The organism is Streptomyces sp. MAI_2237 (assembly GCF_054189285.1).
In genome coordinates this window covers 1,336,677-1,360,195 of sequence record NZ_JAJPGQ010000009.1, presented here as the reverse complement: position 1 = coordinate 1,360,195, position 23,519 = coordinate 1,336,677, and the positions used below count along the sequence as shown (strand labels likewise).

Genomic DNA, 23,519 nt, shown 5'->3' with positions numbered 1-23,519 from the left:
GGACCGCGCGCCGGCGAAATGCCGGGTGTCGCCCGAGCCGTTCAGCAACCTCACACGCGTTCTCTCCGCTCCGGTCACGCGAAGGACAGCGCGCGTCGGAAGAACAGGGGCGGCAGATCACACGCCAGCGGTCTGCTCCCGCTCCGCCGTCCCCGGCCGTCGACCTGGAGAGAGCACATGACCGGCGTCACCACCCTGGACCGCCCCGCCCAGCCCGCCGCCCCCATCCGCTACTCCGTCTCCCTCGCCCGCGACGAGGCCGACGTGCGTGCCGCCCAGCGGCTGCGCCACGAGGTGTTCGCCGGGGAGATGGGCGCCCTGCTGACCACCGCGCAGCCCGGGTACGACATCGACGCCTTCGACGCCTACTGCGACCACCTGCTGGTCCGCGAGGAGACCGGCGGGCAGGTCGTCGGCACCTACCGGCTGCTGCCGCCCGAACGTGCCGCGGTCGCCGGACGGCTGTACTCGGAGGGCGAGTTCGACCTCACGGCGCTCGACCCGATCCGATCCGGCCTGGTCGAGGTCGGCCGCTCCTGCGTCCACCCCGCCCACCGCGACGGCGCCGTCATCGGCCTCATCTGGGCCGGCATCGCCCGCTACATGGTCGACCGCGGCCACGAGTGGCTGGCCGGCTGCTGCTCCGTCCCGCTCGCCGACGGCGGCGCGCTCGCCTCGGCCACCTGGGACCGGGTGCGGGCCAAGCACCTGGCTCCGCAGGAGTACCGCGTACGGCCGCTGCTGCCCTGGGTCCCGGCCGCCGCCGCGCCGGCCGCCGCAGCCGAGCTGCCCGCCCTGCTGCGCGGCTACCTCCGCCTCGGTGCCTGGGTGTGTGCCGAGCCCGCCCACGACCCGGACTTCGGCGTCGCCGACCTGTACGTGCTGCTGTCGATGCGCCGGGTCAACCCGCGCTATCTGCGGCACTTCCTCTCCCTGGCCCCGGCCTCATGAGCGTCTGGACGCCCAGCGCGCCCTGCACCCCGCGGGCGTGCATCGAGCAGCCGGGAGGCGCTGCGGCACCGCCGCGTGCCCTCGCCCGGATCAGCGCGGTCGTGGCCCTGATGCTTGCGGGGATCGCGCTGTCGCCGTTCGGCGGACGGATACCCGCCACGTGGGTGCAGCGCTGGTGCCGGTGGATCGTCCGGGCCGCCGGGGTACGGGTGCGGATCACCGGCGCCGACGTGCCCGCCGGCGGGCTGCTCCTCGTCGCCAACCACATCTCCTGGCTCGACATCCCGCTGCTCGCCGCCGTCCGCCCCGCCCGGATGCTCGCCAAGTCCGACATCCGCGACTGGCCCGTGGCAGGCCCCCTCGCGGCCCGGGGCGCGCTGTTCATCGACCGCGACCGGCTGCGCGCCCTGCCCGGCACCGTCGCCCGCGTCGCGGACGCCCTGCGCGCCGGGCAGGCCGTCGGCGTCTTCCCCGAGGGCAGCACCTGGTGCGGCCGCGCCCAGGGCAGCTTCCGCCGGGCCGTCTTCCAGGCCGCCCTCGACGCGCAGGTCCCCGTCCAGCCCGTGCGCCTGCGCTACCGGATCGCCGGCGCCCCCAGCACGGCCCCGGCCTTCATCGGAGAGGACTCGCTGCTGGCGTCGGTGTGGCGGGTCGTGATGACACGCGGCCTGGTGGCCGAGGTCGAGGTGCGCGAGGCCATCCCGGCGGACACCCACCCCGACCGCCGCACGCTGGCCCAGGCGGCCCAACCGGCCACGGCCACCCAACCCGCCTGGCCCCACACGGTGTTACTGACCCACCCGACCCATCCCCTGCCGACCCCGGCCGCTCGAAGGATGGACCTCCGCCCGCAGCCCGCGAGTCGGTCACCGAAGCACCCCCCGCAGTCCGCGGAGGCGGCGGCGCCGCATCCTTAAGCCGCGGGTCGGGGGTGGCGTGCCCGCAGTCCGGGGATTCGATGCCGAGGCACCCGCCGCGGTCGCGGAGGTGACGGCGCCGCATCCGTGCGCCGCGGGCTGGGGGAGACGTGTCCGCAGTCTGCGGACGAGATGGCGAAGTACCGGCCGCGGTCCGCGGGGGTGAGGGCGCCGGCATCCGTAAGCCGCGGGTGGAGGGTGGAGTGTCCGCAGGCCGCGGACGCGATGGCGAGGCACCCGCCGCCCGCCGAGGCGACGGCGAAGCATCCGTGAGCTGCGGATCGGCGGGTGGCGCCCGCCTTCCACGGGCGCGGAGCCGAAGTACCGGCCGCGGTCGCGGAGGTGACGGCGCCGCATCCGTAAGCCGCGGGTCGGGCGCACCCGCAGCCCGCGGACGTGACGGCCAAGCAGCGGCCGCAGTCGGTGGATGGGCCGGCGAAGCATCCGTAAGCGGGTCGGAGGGTGCCTTACCCGCAGTCGACGGACTGGTTGGCGAGGTGCAGGCCGCGGTCCGCCGAGGTGACGGCGAAGCACCGGCCGCGGTCCGCGGAGGTGATGGCGCCACATCCCGCGGGCCGGCGGTGGCGCACCCGCAGCCCGCGGACGCGACGGACGCCGAGGGAAATTCGCGCGACGGTCGGCCCCGGCGCTGTTAGCGTCGGGTTCATGAAGGTCATCAGGCGAACCCGTACCGCAGCCGCGCGAGCGACCAGCTCCCCGGCTGCCGACGCCTGACCTCCCCCTCTCTCCCCGGCGGCCGGAAACGGACCGCCGGGACTCACTCGCGTCATCGCCCGTCTGCCCCGCGTTCCTTTCCGGTCCCCCGACCGAAGGACCACCGCGATGAACACCGAGCAGACCGTCCGCACCTTCCTGGACTTCTACCGCGAACGCGGCCACCGTCCCGTCACCGGCGGCACGCTGCTGCCGCCGCCCGGCGACCCGGTGCTGTTCACCACCTCCGGCATGCACCCGCTCACCCCGTACCTGCTGGGCCGCCCCCATCCCCAGGGCCGGCGCCTGGTCAACGTCCAGCGCTGCCTGCGCACCACGGACCTGGACGAGGTGGGCGATCCGACCCATCTGACCGTCTTCGAGATGCTCGGCTCCTGGTCGCTCGGCGACTACGGCCATCCGCAGAGCCTGCGTTGGGGGTACGAGCTGCTGCGCGACGGTTTCGGCATCCCGCGCGAGCGGCTGCACGTCACGGTCTTCGGCGGCGACGGGCAGGTCGGCCCGGACGTCGAATCCCTGCGCATCTGGGAGGAGTTGGGGCTGCCGGTGGAGTCGACCACCGAGGACAACTGGTGGTCCAACGGTCCGGTCGGCCCGTGCGGCCCCGACTCGGAGATCTTCGTGTGGACCGGCGACGAGGGCACCCCGCCCCAGGGCACACCCACCACCGACCCCCGCTGGGTGGAGATCTGGAACCACGTTCACATGCGCTACCACCGGCACGAGGACGGCAGCCTCGAACCCCTCGGCCGGTCCGCCGTCGACACCGGCATGGGCCTGGAACGGCTCGTGACGGTCCTGCAGGGCCGCCGGTCGGTCTACGACACGGACCTGTTCGAGCCGTGGACGTCCACGGTGCCCGGCCTGTGGGACCTGCGCGACGAGCCGTCGACACGGCTGGTCTGCGACCATCTGCGCGCCTGTGTCGTCATGCTGGGCGACGGCGTACGACCGTCCAACACCGGCCGCGGATACGTCCTGCGCCGTCTGGTCCGCCGCCTGCTGACCACCCTGCGGCGCGAGGACCCCTCCCGCAGCCTGTCCGACCTGCCCTCGCACCCCCTTCTGCACACCCTCGACCACTTCCGCCTGACCTGCGACCCCGACCTGGTCCGCAGTGAACTCCTGGAGGAGGAGCGGAAGTTCACCAGGCTTCTCGAACGCGGGCGCCGCCTGCTGTCCCGCCCGGAGTTCCGGCGCCCGCTGGGCGAGAAGGACTTCGGCTATCTGCACGACACCCACGGCCTGCCCCGCGACCTCGTCATGGGTCTGCTCGAACCCACATCGGTTCACGTGCGTGAATAAGAATCAAGTACGCAGCTATTGACGCGATCACGGCAAGCGCTTACGTTCCCGTCTGGAAACAGGAGAAAGCGCTTTCTCATGCACGGCACCCCTGGTCACGGACGAACCGGAGGAACCACCATGCACGTGAGATCCGTCCTCGCGTCAGTCAGCCTGCTGGCCGGCGCGCTCGTCGCTCTGTCGGGCACGCCGGCCCAGGCCGCGAGCACCACGCAGTACGTGTCGCCGAGTGGCACCGACAGCGCGGCCGGCACCCAGTCCGCCCCCACGACGCTGGCCACGGCGATCAGCCGCATCGCCTCGGGCGGCACCATCTACCTGCGCGGCGGGACCTACAACTACTCCTCGACGGTCACGGTCCCCGCGGGCAGCAACGGCACCTCCGGTGCCCGGACCACGCTGACCGCCTACCCGGGCGAGAAGCCGGTACTGGACTTCGCGGCGCAGAGCGAGAGTTCGTCGAACCGCGGCCTGCAACTCAACGCGAACTACTGGCGGGTGTACGGCATCACCGTCCAGCACGCCGGGGACAACGGCATCTTCGTCGGCGGCAGCAACAACGTCGTCGAGCGCGTGGTGACGGCGTACAACCGCGACACGGGTCTGCAGCTGGGCCGGATCTCCTCCAGCACGCCTAGCGGCCAGTGGCCGTCGAACAACCTGATCGTCAGCTCGGAGTCGCACGACAACGCCGACTCCGACGGCGAGGACGCGGACGGCTTCGCCGCCAAGCTGACCACCGGCACGGGGAACGTGTTCCGCTACGACGTCTCGCATAACAACATCGACGACGGCTGGGACCTGTACACCAAGACCGACACCGGTGCCATCGGGCCGGTGACGATCGAGTACTCCCTGTCCTACACCAACGGCACGCTCAGCAACGGCACCGTGAACTCCAACGGCGACCGCAACGGCTACAAGCTGGGCGGCGACGACATCGCGGTCAACCACGTCGTCCAGCACAGCATCGCCTACCGCAACGGCCACCACGGGTTCACGTACAACAGCAACCCCGGCACGATGACCATCTCGAACAACGCGAGCGTCGACAACGCGCAGCGCAACTTCTCCTTCGACGCGGGCACTTCGGTCTTCCGCAACGACACCTCGTGCCGCTTCGCGGTGAGCGGCTCCAACGACAAGACCGTCGGCAACACCGACAGCTCCGACCAGTTCTGGACCGGCTCCAACGGCTCCCGCTGCTCCTCCTACTCGGGGGCTCTCGGCTGGTCGTTCGCGTCGGACGGCAGCCTGGCGGTGACGTTCGGCGGCGTCCGGGTGACGCCGTAGCCGTACTCCCCGGGCGGGCGCACGTACTCGGACGGATCTGAGTACGTGCGCTCTGTGCCGGGACGGGGCCGCGGCGGAACGCTAGGGCCATGAGCCAAGGACTCCCGAACCCCCTGTCCCGACTTCTGCCGGTGCTCGTGCCGGCCGGCGCAGCACTCGCGCTCTGGGCCGCCTGGCTGGGCTGGGACCAGCACTACGACGTCCAGCCGGACGGCACGACGACCGGCCCCTACCAGCCGTGGCAGGTGATCGGGCTGGTGCTGACCCTGCTCGTGCCGCTGTTCTGGGCGGCCTCCCGGGGCCACATCGCGGGAGCCGTCGCCGGCACCACGGCCGGAGTGACGCTCGCCGCCTACCTCGACTGGTCGGACGACTCCAGCGGTCTGTTCATGGTCGGGGTGATCATGGTCATGGTGGGCAGTCTGGCCGCGACCGCGATCCTGGCCACCCTGATTCAGCGGGTGTGGGGGACGAGCGCCCGCGCCAGGTAGGGCGCGGTGGCGCTGGCCGCCACCGCCGCCACCTGTGCCGGCCGTCCGGCCGCAACGATCCGTCCGCCCGCGTCGCCGCCGCCCGGCCCCAGGTCGATGACCCAGTCCGCGCCCGCCACGACCGCCATGTCGTGCTCGACGACGATCACCGTGTGGCCCGCGTCCACCAGGCCGTGCAGCTGGCGCATGAGGACCTCCACGTCGACGGGGTGGAGGCCGGTGGTGGGTTCGTCGAGGAGGTAGAGGGTGTGGCCGCGGCGCCCGCGCTGCAGTTCGGCCGCGAGCTTGATGCGCTGTGCCTCACCACCGGACAGCTCCGTCGCGGGCTGGCCGAGACGGAGGTAGCCGAGGCCGACGTCGAGGAGCGTGCTGAGGCTGCGCGCCACGGCCGGGGTTCCGGCGAAGAAGTCCGCGGCCTTCTCCACCGTGAGGTCCAGCACCTGCGCGATGTTCCGTCCCCGGTACGCCACTTCGAGCGTCTCGGGGTTGTAGCGGGCCCCGCCGCAGTCCGGGCACGGGGCGTAGGTGCTCGGCAGGAACAGCAGTTCCACGCTGACGAACCCCTCGCCCTGGCAGGTCTCGCAGCGCCCGCCCGCCACGTTGAAGGAGAAGCGCCCGACACCGTACCCGCGTTTCCGGGCCTCCTCGGTGGCCGCGAACTCCTTGCGGACGACGTCGAACAGGCCCGTGTAGGTGGCCAGGTTGGAGCGCGGGGTGCGGCCGATGGGCCTCTGGTCGACCGAGACCAGCCGTCGCACGCCCGGCAGGTCCTCGGTGATCTCGCCGATCAGCGTCGACTTCCCGGACCCGGAGACGCCGGTGACCGCGGTGAACACCCCGAGCGGGAAGTCGGCCGTGACCGCCCGCAGGTTGTGCCGGGTGACAGGGCCCACGGTCAACTGCCCCTGAGCGGCGCGCGGTGGGCGTTCCGGGGTGGGCGGGCGGTGGAAGAGGTGGTCGGCCGTGGCCGACTCCGCGACGTCGGCGAGCTCCGCGACGGGGCCGCTGTGCAGGATCTGCCCGCCGTGCTCCCCGGCCCGCGGGCCCACGTCCACCAGCCAGTCGGCGCCGCGGACCACGTCGAGGTGGTGCTCGACCACGAACACCGTGTTCCCGGCCGCCTTCAGCCGCTCCAGCACGGTCAGCAGGGCCTCGGTGTCCGCCGGGTGCAGGCCGGCGGACGGCTCGTCGAGGACGTACACCACACCGAACAGCCCGGAGCGCAACTGCGTGGCCAGGCGCAGCCGTTGCAGCTCGCCCGCGGAGAGGGTGGGGGTGGCGCGGTCCAGGCTGAGGTAGCCGAGGCCGAGTTCGAGGACCGGTGCGATGCGCGAGCGCAGGTCGTCGGTGAGCGCGCGGGCGGGCTCGTCCTCGCCGACCAGGAGGCCCGCGAGGTCGACCAGGGGCAGGGCCGCCAGGTCCGCGATGGTGCGGCCCGCGAAGGTCACCGCGAGCGCCTCCGGACGCAGCCTCGCGCCGCCGCAGGCCGGGCAGGGGGCGGCGGTCAGGAAGCGTTCGGCCTTGGCGCGCAGGGCGGGGCTCTTGGAGTCGGAGAACGTCTTCATGACGTAGCGGCGGGCGCTCATGTACGTGCCCTGGTAGGGGCGTTGGATGCGGTCCGCGTCGCGGACCGGGTGCACGGTGACGACCGGCTGCTCGTCCGTGAACAGGATCCACCGGCGCTGCTCGGCGGGCAGCTCGCGCCAGGGCCGGTCCACGTCGTACCCGAGGGCGTCGAGGATGTCGCGCAGGTTCTTGCCCTGCCAGGCACCGGGCCACGCGGCGATCGCGCCCTCCTGGATCGACAGCGACGGGTCGTGGACCAGCAACTCCTCACTGGTCCGGTGCACTTGGCCCAGGCCGTGACACTCGGGGCAGGCGCCGGCGGCGGTGTTGGGGGAGAAGGAGTCCGAGTCCAGGCGTTCGGCGCCCGGCGGGTAGGTGCCGGCGCGGGAGAAGAGCATGCGCAGGGAGTTCGAGAGGTTGGTGACCGTGCCGACCGAGCTGCGGGACGTCGGGGCGGAGCGGCGCTGCTGGAGCGAGACCGCGGGCGGCAGCCCGGTGATCTCGCCGACCTTCGGCGCGCCCACCTGGTGGATCAGACGGCGCGCGTACGGGGCGACGGACTCGAAGTAGCGCCGCTGCGCCTCCGCGTAGATCGTGCCGAACGCCAGCGACGACTTCCCGGACCCGGAGACGCCGGTGAACACGGCCACCACGTCCCGCGGGATGTCGACGTCCACGCCCTTGAGGTTGTGCTCGCGGGCGCCGCGGACACGGACGTACGGGTCGTGGGGGGTGGGCATCAGCGGGAACTCCGTTACTCCGTCACTTTCGAGGACAAACCCCGCGATCCTACGCGGCCGGGCCGGGCGGCGCCGCGTGACGCCCTGCCGCCGGTGCGCCGAAGATCCCCGCCAGCCTGCGGTAGGAGTCCGCCAGCGCCGTTCGGTCGTACGTGCTGGTGGTGACCAGCACTTCCTGCGCGCCCGTCTCCTTCAGCACCGTCTCCAGCTCGTGCGCGACCTGCTCCTCGGTGCCCGCGACGTGTCCGGCGAGCCCGGCCTCGTAGAAGCCGCGCTCCTTCGCGGTCATCGTCAGCGTCTCGACGCGCTCGGCGGGCGGCAGGGGCGGGAAGGTGCCGTGGGTGCGGGAGTACGCCATCGACCAGGCCTCCGGGATCAGCAGGCGGCGGGCCTCCTCGGGCGTGGCGGCCACGGCGACCGTGCCGGAGACGACGACGTACGGCTCCGCCGCCCAGGGGGAGGGGCGGAAACCGGCGCGGTAGCGTTCGATGCCGCGCAGCATCTTCTCCCGGTTGCGCAGGTCGCCGATCACCATCGGCAGGCCCGCCCGGGCGGCGAGGTCGGCGCCCTCGCCCATCGCGAGCACGAACGGCGGCACGGTCAGGCCCTCGGCGGGGCGGGCATGGACGCCGGTGGGGGAGGTGCCGCGGAACCAGCCGAGCAGTTCGTCCAGCTGCCCCGCGAAGTCCTCGGCCGCCTCCTTGTCCCGGCCCAGCGCCCTGCGCACACCGTCGGTGAAGCCCACCGACCGCCCCAGCCCCATGTCGACGCGTCCGGGGAAGAGGGACTCCAGCACCCCGAACTGCTCGGCCACGACCAGGGGCCGGTGGTTGGGCAGCATCACGCCCCCGGTGCCGACCCGGATGGTGCGCGTCGCGGCCGCGACGGCGGCGGCCAGCACGGTCGGCGCGGACCCGGCGACCCCGGGCACACCGTGGTGCTCCGACACCCACAGCCGCCGGTAGCCGAGCGCCTCCAGCTCCTGCGCCAGCCGCACGGTGTCCCGCAGCGCCTCGGCATGCGTGTGGCCCTCGCGGGTGCGGGAGCGGTCGAGCACGGAGAAGGGGGTCCGGGCGATCAGGGAACTCATACAGGGTTCAACACCGGGTGGCCCCCGAGATTCCTTGCGCGGGAAAAGCGGTTGACGCCCCCGGTCCGCCCCAGGACGATCTCCCACCGTGACGACGCGCAGCGATCAGGAGCACACCGCGCCCGGCGGGGCCGCCGTCCGTCCCGTCGCCCTGATCACCGGCGTGGGGCGCACGGCCGGCATCGGCGCGGGTGTCGCCCGCCGCCTGGCCGCCTCCGGCTGGGACGTCGCCTTCACCTTCTGGAGCCCCTACGACGACCGCATGACCTGGGGGAGGGAATCCGGCGCGTCCGCGGCGATCGGCGCGGAACTGAGCGGATGCGGCGTGTCCACGGCGGCGATCGAGGCGGACCTCGCCGATCCGCAGACCCCGGCCCGTGTCTTCGAGGAGGCCGAGCGGCGGCTGGGCGGGGTCACCGCGCTGGTGATGTGCCACTGCGAGTCGGTCGACTCCGGACTGCTCGACACGACCGTCGAGAGCTTCGACCGGCACTTCGCGGTCAACGCCCGCGCCACCTGGCTGCTGATCCGCGAGTTCGGGCGCCGCTTCGCCGGCAGTGCGGGAACCGGCCGGATCATCGCCCTCACCAGTGACCACACCGTCGGCAACCTGCCCTACGGGGCGAGCAAGGGTGCCCTCGACCGCATCACCCTGGCCGCCGCCCACGAGCTCGCCGGCCTCGGTGTGACCGCCAACGTCATCAATCCCGGCCCCGTCGACACCGGTTGGATGACGAAGGAGGTCCGGGAGCACTGCGTGCGCGCCACCCCGCTCGGCCGGCTGGGCACCCCACGGGACACCGCGCACCTGGTGGACTTCCTGTGCTCCGCGGAGGGCGGCTGGATCAACGGTCAGCTGCTGATGAGCAACGGCGGATTCGCCTAGCTAGGGCCCGGCCGTCAGCGGCGGCCGCGCGTCCGGGCGTCGCGGGGCGGCCGGATGAACTGCAGCTCCAGGGTCACCGGCGGTACGGCGAGGCCCGGTCCGCCCGCCGCCGCCCAGTCGATGACCTCCTGCGTGCAGTCGTCGTCCATCGCGAAGCCGACCCACGTGGCCCGGCCGCCGGCCCGCCGCCCGGCCGCCGACGGCTGGACGACGATGACGTTGGCCTGGTCGCAGGGGCCGAGGCAGTCGGTCGTACGGACCTGGAAGCCGGACTCGGCCGCCGCGGCGCGCAGCCGCTCCAGCTGCCAGGCGTGGTCGCTGCCCGGGTGTTTGCGCGGGTCGCCGCAGCAGCAGCCCCGGCAGACGACGAGCGTGCAGGGGCGCTGCTGGGCCGCGCCGATCAGCGTGGTGCGGGGGGCGGAGAACCGGGATGCCATGGGAGAAGCATGATCCATCGGCCCGGGGCCCCGCCCCACCGGGTCGGCCGACGCGCATGGGCCCTCCCGCCTCCGCGTGCTCGCCATGTGGCTGTGCGCTCGGCAGTGGCCGCCGGGGGAGGAAAGGGTGCCCCCTGGGCACGACAGAACCTGCGAGGTGGGCTCCCTTCGCCGGTATGGTCCGGATCAGGTGGTGGAGGTCGCCGTCCGGTCCCCGGACCTTCCGGCCTCTCAGCCCATCCGTCACCCCTTCCGTTGACAAGGGCTCGTGTCCCTTGTCGAAGGTGGCGTCCCGGATGCGCTCCCTCGCTCGCCCCGCAGGCTGATTCCAGCGTACGGCTGCCCGCAGGCTGTACCAGGGCCGAAGGGGGCCGTCCCCGAGGGCCGTTCGGCCCTCATCGGCGTCCGCCGCGCGGCCCGCCGACGTCGACAGAGCCCCTCGGCCCGCCGCCCGGCCGGTCCGCGCACGGGCCTGGGCCGAGTGGCTCGGCTCGTGCCCGTTGGGCCCAAGCACGGCGTGCCGCCTCCTCACAAGGCTGGAAGTGACGAGAGGGACCAACGCGTGGGCAGGTGCGTGCCGGACGCGCTCGAGGGCCCGAGGGGCCGGGAGAGGAGTGGTCATGACGCATGAGCGCGAGAGTCTGTGGGACTACGGCAGGTACGCGCCCCGTCCCGCCCTGCACGGGCATGTGCTGGTGGGCGTGGACGGGTCCGACGAGGCGCTGCGGGCTCTGGACCAGGCGGTCGCGGAGGCGGGGGCGCGGCGGGCCGCGCTGGAGATCCTGCACGGCTGGCCGTGGGCCAAGCACGGCGCGCACGAGGTGCGCCCGGGCGGGCCGGAGCCGGAGACGTCCTCGCTCCTCGAGCGGGCGCACGCCGTGCTGGAGACCGCCGTCGCGCGCGTGCACGAGCAGGTTCCGGAACTGGAGGTGACGGCGACTTTGAGCCCGCACCCGGCTGTGGCGGAGCTTTTGCGCCGGGGTGAGCACGCCGCGCTGACCGTCATCGGCAGCCGCGGCCTGAGCGAGATCACCGCACTGGTGTCCGGCTCGGTGAGCCGTCGGCTCGCGGGCAGCTGTTCGAGCCCGCTGCTGGTGGTACGGGGCGAGGCGGCGTACGGCGGGCTGGAGCACGGCGTGGTCCTGGTGGGCGTGGGCACCGACACCGAGACCGAGGCGGCCCGGTTCGGCTTCGAACAGGCGCAGCAGCGCGGTGCCCGGGTGCGGGTCCTGCACACCTGTGTCCTGCCGGCGACGTCGGGCGCCGGTCCCGTGGTCTCCGCCGAGCGGTTGCAGGAGGAGCTGGAGGCCAAGGGCCGCAAGCAGTCGGCGGTGCCCCTGAGTGCCGTGGCCACGCTCCGGGAGAAGTTCCCGGCGGTCGTGGTCGAGACCGACACCGTGTGGGGCGGCGCCGCCGAGTCCCTGGTGGAGGCCACACGCGCGGCCGACGCCGTCGTGATCACGGCGCACCGTCCGCACGCCCGGCGGCCCGCGCCGCGCCTCGGCCCGGTCACCCACGCGCTGCTGCACCGCGCGCACTGCCCGGTCTACCTCGTCCCCGCCGGCTGAGCGAGGACGGCGGAGGTCCCGAACCGAAATCCGGAAGGAGCAGGAGGAAAGACGATGAGGCACCGCACGGTCGAGGACGTGATGACCAGGGAGGTGGTGCGCGCACCACGTGACGCGTCGTTCAAGACGGTGGCCGCGCTGCTGGCGGAGCATCGCATCAGCGGGCTGCCCGTGGTGGACGACGGGGGGCGGGTCCTCGGGGTGATCTCCGAGACCGACCTGCTCCATCGACAGGCCGCCCAGGACGATGTGCGGCGGGGCAGGCGCCCGAGGCTGCCCCGGCTGACCCGCTCGGCACGGGCGGCGGCGGCCAAGGCCCGGGCCACGACCGCGGACGACCTCATGACCGGGCCCGCCGTCACCACGACGCCCGACGCGTCGGTGACGGAGGCCGCGCGCACGATGCGGCGGCACGCCGTGGAACGTCTGCCCGTGGTGGACCGGCGGGGCCGGCTCGCGGGCATCGTCACCCGCGGCGACCTGCTGCGGGTCTTCCTCCGCCCGGACGAGGACATCCGCCGTGACGTCGGCGACCAGGTGGCCGCGGCGCTCTGCCAGCCTCGCTACCTGGTGGACGTCGGTGTCACCGGCGGCGTGGTGAGGCTGCGCGGGCACGTGGAGCGGCGCAGCGACACCGGGCTCGCGGTGCTCGTCGCCCGCCGTGTCGACGGGGTCGTGGCTGTCACCGAGGCTCTCGGCTACCGCCTGGACGACTCCCGGCCGTTGCCGGCCGGTGTCTCGCCCGGACACATGTAGGCGGTGGCGCCGCCCGCGAGAGGCATCGGCGTGACAGGCTCCCGCGGGCGTCCGACCATGGAGGTGCGGGGCGGGCGGCCCGCGCACCGTGCGGAGCCCGCCGGGCCGAGGAGGGACGCCATGGCGCACACGAGCGAGTGGAAGATACGGCTCCACCTCTTCGAGGAGGAGCGGACGACCAAGGCGCATGCCGTGCTGGACACCGGTGCCACGACGCTCACCGGCCACGGGGTCGCGCACCGCAACCCCGTGGACACGGACGTGCCGGAGATCGGCGACGAGCTGGCCGCGGGCCGGGCCCTGAACGATCTGGGCCGGCAGCTGGTGGCCCTCGCCGAGAACGACGTCGAGGGCACGGCGTCCGGCGGCGCCGAGCGGGAGCCCCGTCGGTCCCTCGGCTGGGCCATGTGAGCCGCGTACACCCGCATGACGCCTCGGGCACGGGGCCCCGTGCCGCGGCCCCGGCTACTCGTCGGTCCTGATGCCGGAGATGAGCAGGGTCGACAGGTCGGACTGCACCATCAGGTGGGTGGTGTGCGGGTGGCCGGCGGCCTTCCAGGTGAGCGTGACCCGGCTCCAGCAGTGACCCATGCCGCTGTCGTTGACGACGACGCTCCACTCGAGCGGGACGCCCTTGGCACGCAGCATGCCGTCCTGGTGGTGGCGGGCCTCCCAGCGGGCCAGGCTCTCGCGCAGGCCGGTGGTGAGGTAGTGGCGGCGCAGGGCGTCGGCGAGCCGTCCGCGGCCGGAGTCGTGCAGCACGTCGATGTAGCTGCCGTAGAAGTCGGCTACGCGGTCGACGGCGGAGTGCGGACTGCCACCGCGCCCCGGGGCGCCGCTCGCGACGGTCGGTTCGGCCGCGGCGTCCGCACGGCTGCCGGCCGCGGTCGCCGGGGCCGGCAGCCCCAGCGCCAGAACCATCCCGCCCAGCGCCAGGCGCCGTAAGGCGATACGGCTGGTCGTCATGATGTTCCCCTCCCTGTCCCCGCGGAAAGCACGGGGGGATCGCCTCCCCCTTTCCTTGCTACCGGCCCGAGTCGGGCGCGTCGCGGGCCGACCGGCCTGCGCACAGGGGCCGTTCGGCGGCGGCTCATGCCGGCCCGCGCCATGTGCGGCCCGCACCGCCTGCCTAGGGTGGAGGGGTGACCGACAGCAGCGCGCGCCCCCTCGCCGTGTTCGACCTGGACAACACCCTCGCCGACACCGCGCACCGTCAGCGGTTCCTGGAGCGCGCACCGCGCGACTGGGAGGGCTTCTTCGCGGCCGCCCCCGACGATCCGCCGATCGCCGAGGGCATCGCGCTGGTGCTGGAGAGCGCGAAGGAGTGCGAGGTCGTCTACCTCACCGGACGTCCCGAGCGCTGCCGGCGCGACACGCTGGACTGGCTCGCCGCGCAGGCACTGCCCGAGGGGCGGGTCCACATGCGGCGCAACGACGACCGCAGGCCGGCCCGCCGCACCAAACTGGAGATCCTGCGCCGCCTCGCCCGCACCCGTGAGATCCGCCTGTTCGTCGACGACGACGAGCTGGTGTGCGACGACGCCGAACGGGCGGGGTTCAGGGTCGTACGGGCGCGGTGGGCGACCCCGTCGACCGAGCTGAGGGTGGCACAGGAGCGCGAGGGGCGGACCTGAGCGCCCGCCCGCCGGGCCGAAGCGGTGATGGTGACCTTTCGTGTCGCCCGCGAAGCCGTCAGTCCGACTCCTCCTCCAGCCGGAAACCCACCTTCAGGCCGACCTGGTAGTGCGCGATCTCGCCCTCCTCGATCTGCCCGCGCACCTGGGTGACCTCGAACCAGTCCAGGTTGCGCAGGGTCTGCGAGGCACGGCGGATGCCGTTGCGAATCGCCTCGTCGAGACCGTCGGTGGAGGTGCCGACGATCTCCGTGACCCGATAGGTGTGATTCGACATGCGGGTGCTCCTCTCCGTACGGCCGTGATGACCGGAGTGTCACGTGTGTCACGCGTCACTCCACGGTGCCCCAAGCTGCGACGGAGCGCGAGACGTCTGCTTCGGGGCCCTTGCCCCTCTTGACCCCCCGCATTGGTCCATACCAAAATCCGGGCACACCCGAACGAGCCCCCCGCTCGTCCCCCCACGCCGGGCCCCCTTCCCTGTCCGCAGACAGAACAGGACCCCTCGTGAGACGTCGCAGCCTGCTCGCCCTGGCCCCGGTCGGCCTCGCCGGCGCCTGTGGACTCGTCCCGGGCGAGGCCGACCGGCGCACGGTCACCGTGTGGCTGATGAAGGACAGCGCCTCCCAGGACTTCCTGCGCCGCTTCACCGAGCGGTTCGAGCAGGAACACACCGACCTCAGGCTCGACATCCGCATCCAGCAGTGGACCGGCATCGGCCCGAAGGTGCAGGCCGCCCTCGACTCCGCCTCCGGTCACGGACCCGACGTCATCGAGGTCGGCAACACCCAGGTCCCGCAGTACGTGGAGGGCGACCGGCTGCTCGATCTGACGCTGGAGTCCCTGCGCTGGGGCAGGCGGGACTGGCTGCCCGGCCTCGCCGAGCCGGGCCAGCAGGCCTCCCACCAGTACGGCATCCCCTGGTACGCGGCCAACCGGGTCGTCATCCACCGCAAGGACCTGTTCTCCCGGGCCGGCGTCACGGCTCCGCCGCGCACCCGCGAGGACTGGCTCGCCGCGACACGGCACCTCGATTCCGGCGGCGTGCAGGGCATCTACCTCGCCGGACAGGACTGGTACACCCTGGCCGGCTTCATCTGGGACGAGGGCGGCGACCTCGCCGACGACCGGGAGGGCGGCGGCTGGCGGGGCACCCTGGACACCCCGGCGGCCCTGCGCGGCATGGACTTCTACCGGCGCCTGCAGTCGCTCGGCCGCGGTCCGGTCGGCTCCGACGAGGAACACCCGCCGCAGGCGGGCGTGTTCGCCGAAGGACGCGTCGCACAGATCGTCGCGGTGCCGGGACAGGCCCGGGCGATCGTCCAGCAGAACCCCGAACTGAGGGAGAAGATCGGCTTCTTCCCCGTCCCCGGCAGGACCCCGCACCGCCCCGGCGCCGTCTTCACCGGCGGCTCCGACCTCGTCGTACCGAACAACACGCGCGAGCGGGACGGCGCCGTGGCCGTCGTCGCCGCGCTCACCGGCGTCCGATGGGACACCGACCTGGCGCGGACCATGAACTACGTCCCCAACCGCAAGTCCCTCGCCAAGGCCGTCGCCGGCGAGGAGGGCGTCGCCGCCATGGCGGCCGGGGCCGCGCAGGGACGGGCGACACCGGCCACGCCTCAGTGGGGCGCGGTCGAGGCCGACAACCCGATCAAGCCGTACATGACCAGGGTGCTCACCGGAGCCGACCCGGCGACCGAGGCCCGTCGCGCCTCCCGACGCATCACGGCCGTTTTGAACAGCCTGGGGTGAGGCGAGTTCCGCCCCTCCTGCGCAAGGGGCGGATGACGTCGCCGTCACCCGCCCCTCACCTGCCGTCGGTCAGCGTGCGACGCTGAGCGACAGGGCGAACCGTCCCGCCTCGTCCGTCCACCAGTGGGCCAGTTCCAGGCCCACGGCGTCCAGCTCGGCGCGCACGCCGTCCTTGCGGAACTTCGCCGACACCTCGGTGCGCAGTTCCTCGCCCTCGGCGAAGTCCACGGCCAGGTCCAGCGCCGGGATCTTCACCGTCTGTTCCGCGCGCGAGCGCAGCCGCATCTCGATCCACTCGTTCTCCGTGTCCCACAGCGCCACGTGGTCGTAGGCGTCGGGGTCGAAGTCGGCGTGGAGCTCGCGGTTGACGACGGTCAGGACGTTCTTGTTGAAGGCGGCCGTCACACCGGCCGCGTCGTCGTACGCCTCGACGAGCACCTTTTCGTCCTTGACCAGGTCGGTGCCGAGCAGCAGCGCGTCGCCGGGGGACAGCAGGGAGCGGACCGAGGTCAGGAACACGGTCCGTTCGGCGGGCAGCAGATTGCCGATCGTGCCGCCCAGGAACGCCACGAGGCGCGGCCCGGGGGTGTCGGGCAGGGCCAGGGAGGCCGTGAAGTCGGCGATCAGGGCGTGCACGCTCAGTCCGGGACGCTCCGCCACGAGCGCCTGTCCGGCCTGGGTGAGCGCGCTCTCGCTGACGTCCACCGGGACGTAGGTGTGCAGTGCGGTGAGCGCGTCGAGGAGGTGTCGCGTCTTGTCCGACGAACCGGAGCCCAGTTCGACCAGGGTGCGAGCCCGCGTCGCCGCGGCGATCTCGCCGGCGCGGGCGATGAGGATCTCGCGCTCGGCGCGCGTGGGGTAGTACTCGGGCAGTTCGGTGATCTGCTCGAACAGCTCGCTGCCGTGGGCGTCGTAGAACCACTTCGGCGGCAGCGTCTTGGGGTTGCCGGTCAGGCCGTGCAGGACGTCGGCGCGCAGCGCGGCGTCCGTGGCGTCCTCGGGCAGGGTGCGGGTGAGAAGGAACGGACTCACGTACGGGGCTCCTTCGGCAGTGCGGTGGCCGAGGTGTCGCTCGGCTCCTTGAGCGGGGTGAGCAGCACGTCCGTGCGGCTCGCCGCGAGAAGGGTGCGGTCGGGGACCTCGTGCCAGTGCGGGTCGTCGTCGTAGGGCTCGGAGGCCACGACGGTGCTGCGGCCGGGCCGGGACAGGTACCAGAGGGTGTCGCCCCAGGTGGTCGCGGTGATCGTCTCGCCGTTGGTGAGCAGCAGGTTCAGCCGCGAGCCGGGGGCGGCCTCGGCGACCTCCAGCACCGTGTCGGCCAGCGCCTGCGCCTCGTCGTCGCCGTCGCGCAGCCGCGCCAGGACCAGCGCCCAGACGAGCGCCGAGTCGTTGCGGGCCTCCAGGGACAGCACATCGACGGCGGGCAGCCGCTCCACCAGCGGCGCGAGCGACTGCGGCCAGCCTCGGACGGCGCCGTTGTGGCTGAACAGCCAGGGTCCGGAGGCGTAGGGCGCCGCGGCGGCCTCCGCGTCGGAGCCCGCCAGGGTCGCGTCGCGTACGGCACCCAGGAGGGCGCCGGTGCGCACGACCCGGGCGAGGTCGGCGAAGGACAGGTCCGCCCAGATCGGTCCGGCACGCCGGTAGCGGGCCGGCACCGGGTCGCCCTCGGCGTACCAGCCCACGCCGAAACCGTCGGCGTTGACGGTGCCGTAGCGTTGGTGCCGCGGCGCCCACGACTGGTGGTAGAGGCTGTGCACAGGCTCCACGAGATGGGTGCCCAGCGGCTCCGGCGGCCCCAGGTAGGCCAGGTGACGGCACATCAGACGTCCCCCGCGGAACGCGCGGTGCGAAACCCTGAGAAGATCTGCCGCCGGATCGGGTAGTCCCAGTTGCGGAACGTCCCCCGGCAGGCGACCTGGTCCACGGCGAACGAGCCGCCGCGCAGCACCTTGTACTCCGGCCCGAAGAACACCTCCGAGTACTCCTTGTACGGGAAGGCATGGAAGCCCGGGTAGGGCAGGAAGTCGCTCGCCGTCCACTCCCACACGTCACCGATCAACTGCCGTACGCCGAGCGGTGATTCGCCGGCCGGGTAGCTGCCGGCGGGGGCGGGGCGCAGGTGCCGCTGGCCGAGGTTGGCGTGCTCGGGCGCCGGGTCGGCGTCGCCCCACGGGTAGCGCGTCGAGCGGCCGGTCGCCGGGTCGTGGCGGGCCGCCTTCTCCCACTCGGCCTCGGTGGGCAGCCGCCGGCCGGCCCAGCGGGCGTAGGCGTCGGCCTCGTACCAGCACACGTGGACGACCGGCTCGTCCAGCGGCACGACCTCCGTCACCCCGAAGCGGCGGCGCAGCCACTGCTTGCCGTCGCGGTGCCAGAACAGCGGTGCGTGCAGGGAGTGCTTGCGCACATGGGCCCAGCCCTCGGGCGTCCACCAGCGCTCGTTGTCGTAGCCGCCGTCCTCGATGAACGCCTGGTAGGCGCCGTTCGTCACGGGGGTGGTGTCGATGTGGAAGGACGCCACCTCGCGGCGGTGCGCCGGGCGTTCGTTGTCCAGTGCCCACGGTTCGGTGGACGTGCCCATGGTGAACGGTCCGCCGGGCACGAGGACTTCGGCCGGGCCCGTGAACAGCGGCACCGGCTCCGGGTCGGGGGCGGTCAGCGCCTGCGGCCCCTTGCGCAGCTGATGGGTGATCAGCATCGTCTCGTCGTGCTGCTGTTCGTGCTGGGCGATCATCCCGAAGGCGAAGCCCGCCTGGGTCAGCCGGGTGCCGTGGAAGTCGGCGCTCTCCAGTACGTCCATCACCCGGCCGCGTACCTCGGCCGCGTAGGCGCGGGCCTCCGCGGGCGGCAGCAGCGGCAGCGTGGGGCGTTCGGAACGGGGGTGCTCGAAGGCGTCGTAGAGGCCGTCGATCTCGGGGCGCATCGCGTCCCGGCCGGCGACGCCCCGCAGCAGCCAGAGCTCCTCCTGGTTGCCGATGTGCGCGAGGTCCCAGACCAGCGGCGACATCAGCGGGGAGTGCTGGGCGGTCAGGTCGGGGTCCTCGACGCAACTGGTCAGCAGCGTGGTGCGGGTACGGGCGGTGGTGAGGGTGGTCAGCGCCCGCTCCCGGAGTGCTTCCGCATCGATGGTGGGTTCGTCGATGGCGGGGTCGGTCATGAGCTCGGGTCCTTCCCGTGGGCGCGAGGGCTCGTCTCGCGCAGGCGGTCCAGCAGATCGTCGGCAGGGGTTCGGCCCCTGCGGACGTAGCGCTCCAGGTACGCGGCCACGGCGTCCGTGACCCGCTCGGTGGCTCCCGTCCGGGGCAGCGCCTCCAGCGCCGCGGTGAAGCAGCCGACGGCCGTCTCGTGCAGCTCGGGGTCGGCCAGGCCGTCGCGGGCGGCGGCGGTCCACAGCGGGTTGTGCGGCGCCGGACGGCCCGTGGAGCGTTCGGCCAGCGGCTTGACCAGCCGGTAGGCGGTCTCGGCGGCCTCCGGGTCCTCGAACAGCGCGGTGGTCACGGCGAGCGGCACGATCCAGCCGTCGTCTCCCGGCTGCGCGTCGATCATGCGCAGCTCCAGGAAGCCGCGCGGCCTGACCGGCGGGAACAGCGTCGTGATGTGGTAGTCGAGGTCCTCGCGCGTCGGCGCCCGGGGCGCCTTCGAGCGGACCCACTCGCGAAACGTGAGCCCGTCCGGGACGTCCCAGGGGCCGCCCTCGCGCCGGACGCACATCACCGGGGCGTCCATCACGTGCCGGGCCCAGGCCGTGCGCGGATCGCCGTTCAGCGCGGGTCCGCCCGCCCGGCCGGCGCCGATCTCCATCCACGTCAGCTGCCGGGTGGAACGCCAGCCCGTGGGCCGTCCGCAGGCCAGCGGGGAGTTGGCGAAGGCGGCCAGCAGCACCGCGCCCAGCTGGTGCGCGAGCCACCAGCGCCGTCCGTGGCCGAGCGGTCCGGGCTCCTCGTACCCGGCGTCCAGGCACACCTGGACGGAGGCCGAGGTGCACATCATGCGCCGGCCGGCCGGGCCGGCGCGGTCCAGGGCGACTTCCATGGCGTCGTAGCGCGGCTGACGCAGGAAGCGGCGGGGTGGATGCCAGGGGTCGTGGCCGATGCCGACGAGGCCGAGGCCCTGCCGGGCGAGCGCCGTGCGGACGGCGTCGAGGTCGGCGGATACGGTACCGATGCACTCCATCAGGGAGGTGGCGGGCGGTGAGCTCAGTTCGAGCTGGCCGCCGGGCTCTGTGGTGAGCGCCGACCTCAGGGGCACGGTCCGCAGTGCGGCGTACGCCGCGTCGAGTCGTTCGGGTGTGACGGGCAGCTGCGGCCGGCGCAGCTCGTGGACGAGCCATTCCACTTCGACGCCGATGCCCCGGGGCGGGCCGGTCTTGAAGCAGATGCCCCGGACCAGGGCCTCCACCTCGGCTTCGGACAGGGCGGTACGGGGCTCCGTACACTCGCCGCAGTCAGTGGCTGAATCGGACATTCCGGGATCCCTTTCTGAGATTCCACCGTGCCGCCGGCCCGGCCCGTCAGGCGCCCGGACGGCGGCACTCGTCCCACCCAAGACCTTCGTGCCGATTCGCACAAGGGTGCGTACCGGTACGTTCCGGCTCGGTAATCTCCTCCTTCCCCCGGTTTCCCGGGGCTTTCCTGCGCGTTTTCGGACACGAAAACTCTGTTGCACCGTCACTCCAGCATCACCCACGATCGGTGCATGAGCACGACGGGGGAGCGCGCACGGCACGCGAGCATGGCGTCCACGGGGGTGGCGCCATGAGCGCGCGCCTGCGCGGCATCGCGCGCGAGACCGAGGAGATCGTCGAGGCGGGGGTCTACCGCACGCCCGGCGGGCGCGAGGTGTCCATCGCGGAGCCCGTGGCCGCGGCCCGGGCCGGCACGCGCATGTACGGGCCGGAGCCCGTCCCCGTGCCCCAGACCGCGCCCGCCGAGACGTTCTTCGAGGTCACCGGCGAGAGCAGCCTCGAGGCGGCGCGCCGCGTCGGCGGCGGCCCGGCCGTGCTGAACTTCGCCTCCGCCCGCAACCCGGGCGGCGGCTTCCTCAACGGCGCCCAGGCCCAGGAGGAGGCGCTGTGCCGCTCCTCCGCGCTGTACCGGTGCCTGCTCGAGGTCCCCGGGTTCTACGACCATCACCGCGCCCACCGCGACCCGTTCTACTCGGACCGCGTGATCCACTCGCCGGCCGTCCCCGTCTTCCGCGACGACCGGGGCCGCCTGCTGGACGAGCCGTACACGGCCGGCTTCCTGACGGCCGCCGCACCGAACGCCGGCGTCATCAGGCGTACGGCGCCCGAGCGGGCCGCCGAGCTTCCGCGGGCCCTCGCGGTGCGCGCCGAGCGGGTGCTGGAGACGGCCGCCGCCCACGGCTACCGGCGCCTGGTGCTCGGGGCCTGGGGGTGCGGCGTGTTCCAGAACGACCCCGTGCAGGTGGCGGCCGCCTTCCGGGCGCTGCTCGGACCGGGCGGACGGTTCGCGGCGCACTTCGAGCACGTGGTGTTCGGGGTGCTGGACCGCAGACCGGACAGCGCGGCACGGGAGGCGTTCGCGCGGGCGTTCCCGGCGGGGCGGCTGCAGCCGTCGTAGCCCGCGGGGCGGGACCCGGGAGGTGGTGAGGCCCCCGCGGACGGGGGATGCCGCGGGGACCTCACTCCGAAAGACGGACGAGGGGCCGTCCGCGTTCCCGTCCGGCCGGGTTGTTTCGCGGGGGTCTTCGCCTCAGCGTGCCCGGCCGAGTTGTTCCGGGGGCCTTCGTTTCAGCGCGCCCGGCCGATCCGCATGCCGGGGCGGCGCCGGTGGACGGTGAGGTAGGCGAGGCCGTCGTCGCCCGCGGTGATGCTGCGGGTGGAGCCGTGAGGGAGCCAGAACAGGGAGCCCGCGGCGAGGGGCAGCGGGTCGCCCTCGACGCCGGCCCCGATCGTGCCGGCGCCCGAGACGACGAGCACCAGGACGTCCAGGTCCGGTTCCGCGTGCGGGGCGATGTGGTGGCCGGGCGCCAGCCGGACCAGGTTGGCGTCGAGCTGACGCCCGCTCTCCGTGAGCTTCCAGAGCACGCCCGTCGCGGATGCCGTCGCCAACGCGTCGACGTCGCACAGAGGAGCCGGCATCGGCTCCTCCTCGTGCGGCTGTGGAACTCGTGCCATCGCTCTCTCCGCTCCCGGCCGTCGGGGCCTCGGCTTCCCGACCCGCCTCCAGTTTCCCTAATTATTACAGGTAACATTTGGAGAAAATGACGGGGAACGGCAGAGACGGAAGAGGGGTGAGGAGGCGTGTCCGGCTCACGCACCACCAGCCCGCGCCGCGGCGAGGTCCTCGCCGTGCTGCGGGCGGCCGACGCTCCACTCGGCGTCACCGAGACGGCCGAGCGCGTCGGCGTCCACCCCAACACCGTGCGGTTCCACCTGGACGCCCTCGTCGACGAAGGTGCCGTCGAGCGGCGGACGCAGCAGCCCTCCGGCCGCGGGCGCCCGCGCACCGTCTACACGCCCCGCCCGGGCATGGACCGCGGCGGAACCCGCGGCTACCAGCTGCTCGCGCGGATGCTGCTGAGCCGGCTCGCGGGCACCGGCTCCGAAGGGCGCTCCGCCGCCATGGAGACGGGCCGGGCCTGGGGCCGCTTCCTGGTCGAGCAGCCGGAGCCGTACCGGCGGCCCACCCCCGAGGACGCGGCCGCCCGTCTCGTCCGCCTTCTGGACGACCTCGGTTTCGCCCCGGACGCCGAGGACGGCACACCGCCCGCCCGGATCCGGCTGCGCCACTGCCCCTTCCTCGAACTCGCTGAGGAGCACGGGCAGTTGGTCTGTCCCCTGCATCTCGCCCTGATGCAGGGAGCCCTGGACGAGCTGCGGGCGCCGCTGACCGCGACCAGCCTCGAACCCTTCGCCGAACCCGGCGCGTGCCTGGCCCACTTGGCGCCCGCACCGCAGCAGACAGCAGAAAGGCACCCTTGATGCACCCCACTTGGGCCGTGACGTCGGTCGCGGTCACCTTCCTCTGGCTCGGGATGGTGCTGGCGATCTCCTTCCTCGAGGCGCCGCTGAAGTTCCGCGCCCCCGGCGTGACCGTTCCCATCGGCCTGGGGATCGGGCGGCTGGTCTTCCGCGCCCTGAACCTCGTCGAGGCCGTCCTCGCCGTCGCGCTCGCGGTGGCCGTCGCCACGGGGGACCGGCCCGTCGGTGTCGTGGGACCGGTCGTCGCGGCCGTCGTCCTGCTCCTGGCCCAGCTGGTCGTGGTGCGGCCGCGGCTCAACCGCAGGTCCGACCGTGTCCTGGCGGGCGAGGACGTACCGCGTTCCCGCGAGCACCTCTACTACGTCGGCCTCGAGGTGGCGAAGGTCGCCGCGCTGGTGGCACTGGGGATCGGGCTGCTCACCCATTCATGACAGCCGCATGCCACGAGC

General features: G+C 73.3%; 24 protein-coding genes. 14 read left to right on the top strand and 10 right to left on the bottom strand.

Going from position 1 to position 23,519, the window contains the following annotated elements:
• Positions 1-177 precede the first annotated feature (177 nt).
• The 5 genes from LN251_RS41620 (at position 178) to LN251_RS41600 (ending at position 5,692) form a co-directional block, all read left to right on the top strand.
• On the top strand, positions 178-951 hold the full coding sequence (locus tag LN251_RS41620; RefSeq protein ID WP_458249323.1) for a GNAT family N-acetyltransferase: 774 nt from the start codon (positions 178-180) through the stop codon (positions 949-951).
• The gene (locus LN251_RS41615; protein WP_458249322.1) at positions 948-1,868 is read left to right on the top strand and encodes a lysophospholipid acyltransferase family protein; all 921 of its coding nucleotides are present in this window, start codon (positions 948-950) and stop codon (positions 1,866-1,868) included. Before LN251_RS41620 ends, LN251_RS41615 begins: the two co-directional genes overlap by 4 nt.
• 843 nt (positions 1,869-2,711) lie before the next feature.
• Positions 2,712-3,908, top strand: coding sequence for an alanine--tRNA ligase-related protein (locus tag LN251_RS41610; protein WP_458249321.1), 1,197 nt, complete (start codon positions 2,712-2,714; stop codon positions 3,906-3,908).
• Positions 3,909-4,028: 120 nt separating this feature from the next.
• Positions 4,029-5,201 carry a right-handed parallel beta-helix repeat-containing protein gene (locus tag LN251_RS41605; RefSeq protein ID WP_458249320.1) on the top strand — a complete coding sequence of 391 codons (1,173 nt, stop codon included), beginning with the start codon at positions 4,029-4,031 and terminating at the stop codon, positions 5,199-5,201.
• Between the two features lie 89 nt (positions 5,202-5,290).
• Complete coding sequence (locus LN251_RS41600) at positions 5,291-5,692, top strand: hypothetical protein (protein ID WP_458249319.1); 402 nt, start codon at positions 5,291-5,293, stop codon at positions 5,690-5,692.
• Here LN251_RS41600 and LN251_RS41595 read toward each other — a convergent pair.
• Together LN251_RS41595 and LN251_RS41590 are read right to left on the bottom strand one after the other, a co-directional pair.
• Complete coding sequence (locus LN251_RS41595) at positions 5,656-7,998, bottom strand: ATP-binding cassette domain-containing protein (RefSeq protein ID WP_458249318.1); 2,343 nt, start codon at positions 7,996-7,998, stop codon at positions 5,656-5,658. The genes LN251_RS41600 and LN251_RS41595 overlap by 37 nt on opposite strands.
• A 49-nt stretch (positions 7,999-8,047) precedes the next feature.
• Positions 8,048-9,088: an LLM class flavin-dependent oxidoreductase gene (locus tag LN251_RS41590; protein WP_458249317.1), complete on the bottom strand. Its 1,041-nt coding sequence runs from the start codon at positions 9,086-9,088 to the stop codon at positions 8,048-8,050.
• 88 nt (positions 9,089-9,176) lie between these two features.
• On the opposite strand from LN251_RS41590, the gene LN251_RS41585 reads away from it, so the two are divergent.
• Positions 9,177-9,974, top strand: coding sequence for an SDR family oxidoreductase (locus LN251_RS41585; RefSeq protein ID WP_458249316.1), 798 nt, complete (start codon positions 9,177-9,179; stop codon positions 9,972-9,974).
• Positions 9,975-9,988: 14 nt separating this feature from the next.
• Here the strand turns inward: LN251_RS41585 and LN251_RS41580 are convergent, their stop codons facing one another.
• Positions 9,989-10,411, bottom strand: a complete 423-nt coding sequence (locus tag LN251_RS41580; protein ID WP_458249315.1) for a (2Fe-2S) ferredoxin domain-containing protein — start codon at positions 10,409-10,411, stop codon at positions 9,989-9,991.
• A 620-nt stretch (positions 10,412-11,031) separates the two neighbouring features.
• Here LN251_RS41580 and LN251_RS41575 point away from each other — a divergent pair.
• The 3 genes from LN251_RS41575 to LN251_RS41565 all read left to right on the top strand — a co-directional run bounded on the left by LN251_RS41575 (position 11,032) and on the right by LN251_RS41565 (position 13,146).
• Positions 11,032-11,979 (top strand): universal stress protein, encoded by a 948-nt coding sequence (locus LN251_RS41575; RefSeq protein WP_458249314.1) that lies wholly within the window; start codon positions 11,032-11,034, stop codon positions 11,977-11,979.
• Positions 11,980-12,033: 54 nt separating this feature from the next.
• Complete coding sequence (locus LN251_RS41570; RefSeq protein WP_458249313.1) at positions 12,034-12,735, top strand: CBS domain-containing protein; 702 nt, start codon at positions 12,034-12,036, stop codon at positions 12,733-12,735.
• Between the two features lie 120 nt (positions 12,736-12,855).
• Positions 12,856-13,146 (top strand): DUF1876 domain-containing protein, encoded by a 291-nt coding sequence (locus LN251_RS41565; RefSeq protein ID WP_458249312.1) that lies wholly within the window; start codon positions 12,856-12,858, stop codon positions 13,144-13,146.
• Positions 13,147-13,200: 54 nt separating this feature from the next.
• Here the strand turns inward: LN251_RS41565 and LN251_RS41560 are convergent, their stop codons facing one another.
• Positions 13,201-13,701, bottom strand: coding sequence for a hypothetical protein (locus LN251_RS41560; RefSeq protein WP_458249311.1), 501 nt, complete (start codon positions 13,699-13,701; stop codon positions 13,201-13,203).
• 176 nt (positions 13,702-13,877) lie between these two features.
• On the opposite strand from LN251_RS41560, the gene LN251_RS41555 reads away from it, so the two are divergent.
• Positions 13,878-14,369 (top strand): phosphatase domain-containing protein, encoded by a 492-nt coding sequence (locus LN251_RS41555; protein ID WP_458249310.1) that lies wholly within the window; start codon positions 13,878-13,880, stop codon positions 14,367-14,369.
• 58 nt (positions 14,370-14,427) lie between these two features.
• Here LN251_RS41555 and LN251_RS41550 read toward each other — a convergent pair whose 3' ends face one another.
• The gene (locus tag LN251_RS41550; protein ID WP_249835067.1) at positions 14,428-14,646 is read right to left on the bottom strand and encodes a dodecin; all 219 of its coding nucleotides are present in this window, start codon (positions 14,644-14,646) and stop codon (positions 14,428-14,430) included.
• Positions 14,647-14,876: 230 nt separating this feature from the next.
• On the opposite strand from LN251_RS41550, the gene LN251_RS41545 reads away from it, so the two are divergent.
• Positions 14,877-16,127 (top strand): extracellular solute-binding protein, encoded by a 1,251-nt coding sequence (locus LN251_RS41545; protein WP_458249309.1) that lies wholly within the window; start codon positions 14,877-14,879, stop codon positions 16,125-16,127.
• 69 nt (positions 16,128-16,196) lie between these two features.
• Here LN251_RS41545 and egtD read toward each other — a convergent pair whose 3' ends face one another.
• The 4 genes from egtD to egtA are packed head-to-tail and all read right to left on the bottom strand — an operon-like array spanning position 16,197 to position 20,588.
• Positions 16,197-17,159 carry an L-histidine N(alpha)-methyltransferase gene (gene egtD / locus LN251_RS41540; RefSeq protein WP_458249308.1) on the bottom strand — a complete coding sequence of 321 codons (963 nt, stop codon included), beginning with the start codon at positions 17,157-17,159 and terminating at the stop codon, positions 16,197-16,199.
• Entirely contained in the window at positions 17,156-17,947 is a 792-nt protein-coding gene (egtC, locus tag LN251_RS41535; RefSeq protein WP_458249307.1) for an ergothioneine biosynthesis protein EgtC, read from the bottom strand. Before egtC ends, egtD begins: the two co-directional genes overlap by 4 nt.
• On the bottom strand, positions 17,947-19,281 hold the full coding sequence (gene egtB, locus LN251_RS41530) for an ergothioneine biosynthesis protein EgtB (RefSeq protein ID WP_458249306.1): 1,335 nt from the start codon (positions 19,279-19,281) through the stop codon (positions 17,947-17,949). Before egtB ends, egtC begins: the two co-directional genes overlap by 1 nt.
• Entirely contained in the window at positions 19,278-20,588 is a 1,311-nt protein-coding gene (gene egtA, locus LN251_RS41525) for an ergothioneine biosynthesis glutamate--cysteine ligase EgtA (protein WP_458249305.1), read from the bottom strand. Before egtA ends, egtB begins: the two co-directional genes overlap by 4 nt.
• Before the next feature lie 290 nt (positions 20,589-20,878).
• On the opposite strand from egtA, the gene LN251_RS41520 reads away from it, so the two are divergent.
• Positions 20,879-21,706, top strand: a complete 828-nt coding sequence (locus tag LN251_RS41520; RefSeq protein ID WP_458249304.1) for a TIGR02452 family protein — start codon at positions 20,879-20,881, stop codon at positions 21,704-21,706.
• Positions 21,707-21,876: 170 nt separating this feature from the next.
• On the opposite strand, the gene LN251_RS41515 is transcribed toward LN251_RS41520, so the two are convergent.
• A complete protein-coding gene (locus LN251_RS41515; RefSeq protein WP_458249303.1) occupies positions 21,877-22,227 on the bottom strand; it encodes a cupin domain-containing protein in 351 nt (116 codons plus the stop codon).
• Positions 22,228-22,389: 162 nt separating this feature from the next.
• On the opposite strand from LN251_RS41515, the gene LN251_RS41510 reads away from it, so the two are divergent.
• Both LN251_RS41510 and LN251_RS41505 read left to right on the top strand, forming a co-directional pair.
• Entirely contained in the window at positions 22,390-23,070 is a 681-nt protein-coding gene (locus LN251_RS41510; protein WP_458249302.1) for a helix-turn-helix transcriptional regulator, read from the top strand.
• The gene (locus LN251_RS41505; protein WP_458249301.1) at positions 23,070-23,501 is read left to right on the top strand and encodes a hypothetical protein; all 432 of its coding nucleotides are present in this window, start codon (positions 23,070-23,072) and stop codon (positions 23,499-23,501) included. The genes LN251_RS41510 and LN251_RS41505 overlap by 1 nt, the downstream gene beginning before the upstream one ends.
• Positions 23,502-23,519 lie beyond the last annotated feature (18 nt).

Excerpts from the sequence above, each read along its gene's own strand:
- LN251_RS41570 (WP_458249313.1), top strand. The coding sequence starts at position 12,034 with ATGAGGCACCGCACGGTCGAGGACGTGATGACCAGGGAGGTGGTGCGC.
- LN251_RS41600 (WP_458249319.1), top strand. The coding sequence starts at position 5,291 with ATGAGCCAAGGACTCCCGAACCCCCTGTCCCGACTTCTGCCGGTGCTC.
- LN251_RS41595 (WP_458249318.1), bottom strand. The coding sequence starts at position 7,998 with ATGCCCACCCCCCACGACCCGTACGTCCGTGTCCGCGGCGCCCGCGAG.
- LN251_RS41515 (WP_458249303.1), bottom strand. The coding sequence starts at position 22,227 with ATGCCGGCTCCTCTGTGCGACGTCGACGCGTTGGCGACGGCATCCGCG.
- LN251_RS41620 (WP_458249323.1), top strand. The coding sequence starts at position 178 with ATGACCGGCGTCACCACCCTGGACCGCCCCGCCCAGCCCGCCGCCCCC.
- LN251_RS41520 (WP_458249304.1), top strand. The coding sequence starts at position 20,879 with ATGAGCGCGCGCCTGCGCGGCATCGCGCGCGAGACCGAGGAGATCGTC.
- egtA (WP_458249305.1), bottom strand. The coding sequence starts at position 20,588 with ATGTCCGATTCAGCCACTGACTGCGGCGAGTGTACGGAGCCCCGTACC.
- egtB (WP_458249306.1), bottom strand. The coding sequence starts at position 19,281 with ATGACCGACCCCGCCATCGACGAACCCACCATCGATGCGGAAGCACTC.
- LN251_RS41550 (WP_249835067.1), bottom strand. The coding sequence starts at position 14,646 with ATGTCGAATCACACCTATCGGGTCACGGAGATCGTCGGCACCTCCACC.
- LN251_RS41560 (WP_458249311.1), bottom strand. The coding sequence starts at position 13,701 with ATGACGACCAGCCGTATCGCCTTACGGCGCCTGGCGCTGGGCGGGATG.
- LN251_RS41580 (WP_458249315.1), bottom strand. The coding sequence starts at position 10,411 with ATGGCATCCCGGTTCTCCGCCCCCCGCACCACGCTGATCGGCGCGGCC.
- LN251_RS41615 (WP_458249322.1), top strand. The coding sequence starts at position 948 with ATGAGCGTCTGGACGCCCAGCGCGCCCTGCACCCCGCGGGCGTGCATC.
- LN251_RS41610 (WP_458249321.1), top strand. The coding sequence starts at position 2,712 with ATGAACACCGAGCAGACCGTCCGCACCTTCCTGGACTTCTACCGCGAA.
- egtC (WP_458249307.1), bottom strand. The coding sequence starts at position 17,947 with ATGTGCCGTCACCTGGCCTACCTGGGGCCGCCGGAGCCGCTGGGCACC.
- LN251_RS41605 (WP_458249320.1), top strand. The coding sequence starts at position 4,029 with ATGCACGTGAGATCCGTCCTCGCGTCAGTCAGCCTGCTGGCCGGCGCG.
- LN251_RS41575 (WP_458249314.1), top strand. The coding sequence starts at position 11,032 with ATGACGCATGAGCGCGAGAGTCTGTGGGACTACGGCAGGTACGCGCCC.
- LN251_RS41565 (WP_458249312.1), top strand. The coding sequence starts at position 12,856 with ATGGCGCACACGAGCGAGTGGAAGATACGGCTCCACCTCTTCGAGGAG.
- LN251_RS41505 (WP_458249301.1), top strand. The coding sequence starts at position 23,070 with ATGCACCCCACTTGGGCCGTGACGTCGGTCGCGGTCACCTTCCTCTGG.
- LN251_RS41590 (WP_458249317.1), bottom strand. The coding sequence starts at position 9,088 with ATGAGTTCCCTGATCGCCCGGACCCCCTTCTCCGTGCTCGACCGCTCC.